At 44.0% G+C, this 6291-nt stretch carries 5 protein-coding genes and 1 pseudogene; 4 read left to right on the forward strand and 2 right to left on the reverse strand.

All coding sequences use genetic code 11. The features are described 5' to 3' along the window. A partial coding sequence (locus F6J94_RS28070; RefSeq protein WP_293046409.1) for a PEP-CTERM sorting domain-containing protein occupies positions 1-409 on the forward strand: 409 nt, incomplete at its 5' end. A gap of 64 nt (positions 410-473) precedes the next feature. Further along, entirely contained in the window at positions 474-659 is a 186-nt protein-coding gene (locus F6J94_RS28075) for a hypothetical protein (protein WP_293046412.1), read from the forward strand. A gap of 282 nt (positions 660-941) precedes the next feature. Here the strand turns inward: F6J94_RS28075 and F6J94_RS28080 are convergent, their stop codons facing one another. After that, a complete protein-coding gene (locus F6J94_RS28080) occupies positions 942-1892 on the reverse strand; it encodes a glycosyltransferase family 2 protein (RefSeq protein WP_293046417.1) in 951 nt (316 codons plus the stop codon). A 93-nt stretch (positions 1893-1985) separates the two neighbouring features. Continuing rightward, positions 1986-3269, reverse strand: coding sequence for a pentapeptide repeat-containing protein (locus F6J94_RS28085; protein WP_293046421.1), 1284 nt, complete (start codon positions 3267-3269; stop codon positions 1986-1988). Positions 3270-3554: 285 nt separating this feature from the next. On the opposite strand from F6J94_RS28085, the pseudogene F6J94_RS28090 reads away from it, so the two are divergent. Together F6J94_RS28090 and F6J94_RS28095 are read left to right on the forward strand one after the other, a co-directional pair. Then, positions 3555-5005 (forward strand): annotated as a pseudogene (locus F6J94_RS28090) (IS66 family transposase). Between the two features lie 15 nt (positions 5006-5020). Further along, complete coding sequence (locus F6J94_RS28095) at positions 5021-5323, forward strand: hypothetical protein (protein ID WP_293046425.1); 303 nt, start codon at positions 5021-5023, stop codon at positions 5321-5323. Positions 5324-6291 lie beyond the last annotated feature (968 nt).

Genomic DNA, 6291 nt, shown 5'->3' on the forward strand with positions numbered 1-6291 from the left:
CAATGAAACCAGGAGTGAATTTTTTGCTAGTAATCCTGATGTTCCCGTGATCGAATTAACTTATCCGGTAGATGAGATTGAGTTTTTTTTCAACAATAGAACCTATACCAAGGCCGATTCAACCATAGAGCCTGTATGGTCAATATTCACAGGGTTTGCAGAGGGTGAGCAATTACATTGGAGTACAGAAGATTTTAGTTTTACTGGTGGTAATAGTCCGGCTCCGGGTTTTCCAGAGTTTTTTACTTTGTTCAATATAGATGGAGAATTCGTAGAAACAGCCAGTTTTAGGCTTGTGGAAGATGAACCACCAGCAAGTGTACCCGAACCTGGCACGGTTATAGGACTTACTCTTTTAGGTTTAGGCTGGCTCTCACAGAAAAAGATAGCATCTTCGCCAAAGGTATAGAAAAAACTGGCGTTGCTTAATAATGGAATGATTTTAATAATAATGGAATGATTTTAATAGTTTTGTGGAATGGGCATATTGGTGGAACGGGCATCTTGCGTGGAACTGGCATCTTGCCAGTTTCAATATATTTTCCGGCGGGCAGGATGCCCACTCTACTCCTATTAATTATTTTCCGGCGGGCAGGATGCCCACTCTACTCCTATTAATTATTTTCCGGCGGGCAGGATGCCCACTCTACTCCTATTAATTATTTTCCGGCGGGCAGGATGCCCACTCTACTCCTATTAATTATTTTCCGGCGGGCAGGATGCCCACTCTACTCCTATTAATTATTTTCCGGCGGGCAGGATGCCCACTCTACTCCTATTAATTATTTTCGGGCGGGCAGGATGCCCACTCTACTCCTTTTTATTTCCTTTTTATTCCTTGATTCAGCAACGCCAAAAAAACCTAAACATATGCTGATGGCTGATAGCACCTCAAGTAGCATCTCAAGTAGCGCTTAAGCTGATAGCTGAATGCTTATCCCTTACTTTGATACTCCTTCCGACCCAAACCCCCTCACTTCTGATAAAACATACAATGGTCTTCCTTTAACTTCTTCATAAATCCGTCCTACATATTCCCCCAAAATACCAATAGATACTAACTGCACAGCTCCCAAAAAGAAAATTGCAATCATAATAGTGGCAAACCCAGTCACAGGAGAATTCGGTTCAAAAATCCGCCAGTAAAGCACTAACCCTGCCATCAATAGCGCTATCGCTGTTGCTAATAATCCCAGATAAGTAGCGATTCGCAATGGCACTTTAGAAAAAGAAACCAGTGCATCTACTGCTAGGGCTAGGGATTTACGAATGGTGTACTTGATCTCACCAGCAAACCGGGGGTCACGCACATAGGAAACAGAGGTTTGCCGCAACCCTACCCAAGAACGCAATCCCCGCACGTAACGGTTGCGTTCTGGCATGGCATTGAGTACATCAACCACCCGTCGATCCATTAAACAAAAGTCCCCTGTATCTAACGGAATCTCGACATTGGCTAGACGGCGCAGTAAGCGATAAAATAGGTAAGCCGGAAAGCGCTTTAACCAACTTTCACGACGTCTCTGGGTGCGCTGAGCATAAACAATTTGATAACCCTGCTGCCATTTTTCCACTAGCACTGGAATGATTTCTGGTGGGTCTTGTAAATCAGCATCTAGGACAATAATCCCTTGACCCCGCACAAAATTTAGACCGGCAGTGACAGCAATTTGATGACCAAAGTTACGGGAAAGACTTAGGTAACATACCCTTGGGTCTTTTTGATGAAGGTCTCGCATCAGCTCTAAAGAGCGATCGCAACTGCCATCATTCACTAGAATTAACTCCACCTCCCCTAACTGATCCATTACTGTACTAATGCGTCGATACAGTTCTGAAATACTGTTTTCCTCGTTATATACAGGAATAACCAGGGAATAGGTTGGGTTCATCGTTCTTCAACATTTTTGAATTAAGAATGTAGAATGCAGAATGTAGAATTCTAAAGTCTTAATTCTACATTCTGCATTCTGACAGACGACCTTCTAGCGCCCTAATTTATTAGGAATTCCCTGACAACCACCCGGGATTGTTTTTCTTGACTTTTCACCGCACCAAGCACAGCTGTAGTAGTGCTGCTTTTCATCCATCCGCTGGACACCGGTGAAGTTAACATTTTCGACTACTGCACCGGTGTAAACTCCAGTGCGATAGTCAGGGGGATGGGTACGACTGCGGGGACTGGCAGTTTCTACTGAACCATAGAATAGGCGGACTCCCTTGAGGTCAGCACCAGTGAGGTTGGCTTCATATAAAACAGTGCGGGATAGATTCGCTTGCACTAAGTCACAGAAGCTGAGATTCGCTCTGACCATATTAGCTTCGCCGAGTTCTGTCCAACGCAAATCTGTATGACTCAGGTCTGATCCAGCTAACATTACATTCAGGTCAATAACCCTTATACCATAAACTCGGTCTTCTTGGTATCCTCCATACCCATCCAACATGGGGCGTCCTAAATGATTATCCCGTCTGAGGGGAGTTAGTAAACGGGCTTGGGACAAAAATCTGAGCACTTTGGCTTTCCCATGGGCATCCACACTACTGAGAATAGCAGCGGTTCTTCCTTCGCAAAATGCCCTCTCCTGGGGCCAATCTTCTAGCAATCCCTGATCATCTAAGGCTAAATCTGAAACTCCCTGAAAGTAAGCATCAATGGTTTGCTGCTGGGTAATCATATTTTGCTGGATGGTCAGGTCTTTGGAAATGACATATTGTCGCCAAGCAATGAATACTGCTAGGACGGCAATCAAAATCTGTCCCAAAGCACCCACCCAATCAGCCCATGACCCAAATTCATCCCATTTAATCTGAACTAACCAATTGCTGATGTTTTGGTAAACACCAAGAAAGTTCAGTAAGCCACTTATTGCTGCTACCACTCCGATCGAGGCAATAACTTTGATTCTTTGTTGGGGTGGCAACAAATCAGTAAGCCATTGTTTGACAACCGGTAAAATCACTGGCAATGAAACCAGCAGCGCCACAGTAGCTCCGGATATCCCAATCCAGAGGTTATCAATCACTACCCCAAAAATCATGATAGCGATCGCACTGAGAATAATTACGCTTAGGGAGCGATTAGCAGGACTAACTGATCCAATAGTTGGTTTATTGGGCAGGTTTGACAACGGCAGGGTAGATAAATGTTGCTCCTCTTGAGTTTGGGGAGGAGATGGTGGTGAATTACCATTGGCTGAGTTCTTGGCGGTACCGTTGTTACTATGTTCAGGCTGATTGGGTGGCACAGGCTCAGGCAAGTTAGTCATGGCATTCCCAGGAAAATGAGCTCAAGGTAAAGCAACATTACAAAATAATACAGCTCTTGGACACTCTGATCGTTTTTTAGCATATTTGCACCTCAACAGATTAGCAAATTTTCAAGTGAAATCCGGTAGACTTGAATTGTGTTTTTTTGTAAGGATTCAGGTCACAGGCATTGCTACAATGCCAAAGAAGGGAGCTTCTTGAAAGTCTGCGGGATTGACTTTGAAGCAAACTAGGGTAAAGTAAACACATGAGTCACTCACCTCTCCCGCTAACTCGAGAAAGCCGTGCGCCAGTTGTCAAAAGCGGAACTGGTAAAGATGCTATTGACTCAACAGAAAGTGATTGAGGAACTACAGCTCGAAATTGAAAAATTAAAGCTTAGTCGGGACCCACGATAGTAAGACTTCCTCGAAACCCCCATCAACTGATCTACTGAAAAAATCCGAAAAAGCCCTAGAAAAGGAGGATTGTCCCACCACTGAGGCCAAAAAGAGAAAACCCGGAGGACAACCAGGTCATCGGGGAAAAACTCGTAAAGGGTTTTCCAGAATAGACCGAACCGAAATCTTGCAACCGTCTGTGTGTAGTCAGTGTGGTCAAAGAGAATTTTTAGATCAACCTATATTGGTAGACACTCAACAAGTAGCCCAACTGGTGAACAAACCAATCGAGGTAGTTGAGTACCATCGTTACCATTGTCAATGTAGCGGCTGTGGTGCGGTGACATCAGCCTCTTGGTCTGTTGAGATGATACCCGGACAAGATTTGGGGGTCAAGGTACAAGCTTTTCTGGGATGGTTAGGGAATTATGGACATCTCCCTTATAAAAAACAACAAGAGATGTTATGGGAACTGGGCAAGATAGAGATCGGTAATGGGACTTTAGTGAACACCAATCAACGGGTTGAACTGGCGATTAAACCTCATGTTGAGCAATTGTCAGAATGGGTAAAAACAGAACAACCATCTATTCATGTAGATGAAACTCCTTGGCCTGTAAAGGGAATTAAGGAATGGCTCTGGGTCTTTAGCAATCGAGATTTTTGTCTATTTCGGGCCGCTGACACCAGGGGACGTGCCGAACTGGAATCTCAGTTGGGCAGTAAATACAGGGGTGTTCTTAGTAGTGATGACTTGAATGTGTATAATGGCTATCCAGTCAGCGCTCAACAGAAATGCGCACGCCCATCTACGTCGTCATTTTCTGAGGTTAATCAAACAGCCTGGACTACACAACCGAGCGATGGTCGAAGCACTCGTGAGTCTGATTGATGAAGCTTTTCGCCATTATCGCCTCTGGCCAGAAAATGGCGATGAGACAGAGTACCAACATCTGCGTTAGGGGATTCAAAACTCAGGTACAGTTGACTCATTAAACCTGGTGGTCGGTGGCAGGAGCCGAAGCAGGTAAGTTACTGCGCTCCCTCAAACAGAAGGCTTCCCAATGGTGGTATTTTTTAGACCATCCCCAAGTTCCACCAGATAATAATCTCGCCGAGAGGTCAAAACGTTTGGCAGTCACCAAGCGTAAGGGAACGTGGTGGCTCTCGTTCTCTCTAAGGTTTCGAGCAGACCGCTAATTTACTACACGACCAGTCCAAACTTGCCGTTTTCAAAAACGGTCGGTGATGGATTTTTTGACCTTTGGTCACGCTACGCGAACGAGCAAGCTCTTATGGCTCAATCGGGTCATTTAACCCAACCTCCTTCCCTCATCCCTTCTCTCCACACCTGAATCCTTACGTTTTTTTTGGTTTTATACGTTATATCAATCCAAGCGGGAGCGACAATAACCCGTAACGTTATACCAATTTTTCAAAGTATAGACTTCTTTCAGAAGTCGGGAACAGGGAACTTCGGATCAGGGAACAGTGGACAAGAATTGACGCAAACAGTACTCCCGACTCCCGACTCCCGACTCCCGACTCCCGTTCCCCTCCTGGGAGGGGTTAGGGGTGGGTTCCGACTCCCTGGCCTTTGGGCCACGCTACGCGAACAAACCCAGAACTTTGTACCTCACCCGATGGAGAAGGGGTGCATCTCATATTTGTAAAAAAGATGTGAAGTGTGGGAAGTGTGGGGCGGGGGCGCGGGGCGGGGGCGCGGGAAGTGTGGGAAGTGTGGGAATTTTCGCGGGAATTTTTGCCTAATTGCAAAACTGAGATGCACCCCTTCCTTGGAGAGGTAGCTTAACCCTAGGTGGTCAGACTCAGCCAGTCAGTGGAGTGATCTTGGCGCGTCAGCTGGGTAAAAATGTGGTAGTGATGCTAATTTGCGCCACAGAATCAGCTCAGGGAGACGTTAAAGATGCGATTGCACTTTTGGACATTACTCTCAAACCTCTTTAAAGTCAATGGCATGCTCCTTACCCTTAAGGGAAGCTGGTATTTGTCTATCGTCTATGGTGCATTAATTTTTATCCGCCAAACCTGCCTTTACTTACCAAATATAGGCAGTTTTTTGTGCTGATAACTTCTAGTAACATCGGATTAATTACCTCCTTGGAGGGTGGTTATTACTTTAGGATTTAGTAGTTAGTAAAAAAAATCAACTAACTACTAATCACTAACCACCCTTAACAAAATTTTCTGTATAGACCAGGGCACTCAGTTTTACTTTATTTCTTTTTAAAAATAGGAACAATAATCCGGATTTATTTGATTGAGATTGTATTGATAATTAAGCTTTCACCCATGTAAATTATGAATCGGGGCTGATTGGGAGATTGGGAGATGCATTGAAGGCTTTTGCACAACTGGATCGATAATAAAATTTATAGCAACGGAAGTATAGTTTAAGACATAGTATTTTGGTTTAAAGGGAGCAGGGATCAAAAATATATCTTAAGCTTTACTTCCACTACTATAAATCCCTATTAGTTTACACCTGATGCTCTATAGCTTTTTTGGATCTATTTTTTTAATTAAATGGATAGTAAAATCAATCATAGTGTATGCATTTTGTTTTTTTAAATAACACCAACTTTATCCTAAAAATTAATATATATCTATTTTTTCTGAA

This window comes from Moorena sp. SIO1F2 (assembly GCF_010672755.1).
Taxonomy (GTDB): domain Bacteria; phylum Cyanobacteriota; class Cyanobacteriia; order Cyanobacteriales; family Coleofasciculaceae; genus Moorena.

What these genes read in the sequence shown, in the direction of transcription:
- F6J94_RS28080 (WP_293046417.1), bottom strand. Translation starts at nt 1,892, where the DNA reads ATGAACCCAACCTATTCCCTGGTTATTCCTGTATATAACGAGGAAAAC.
- F6J94_RS28085 (WP_293046421.1), bottom strand. Translation starts at nt 3,269, where the DNA reads ATGACTAACTTGCCTGAGCCTGTGCCACCCAATCAGCCTGAACATAGT.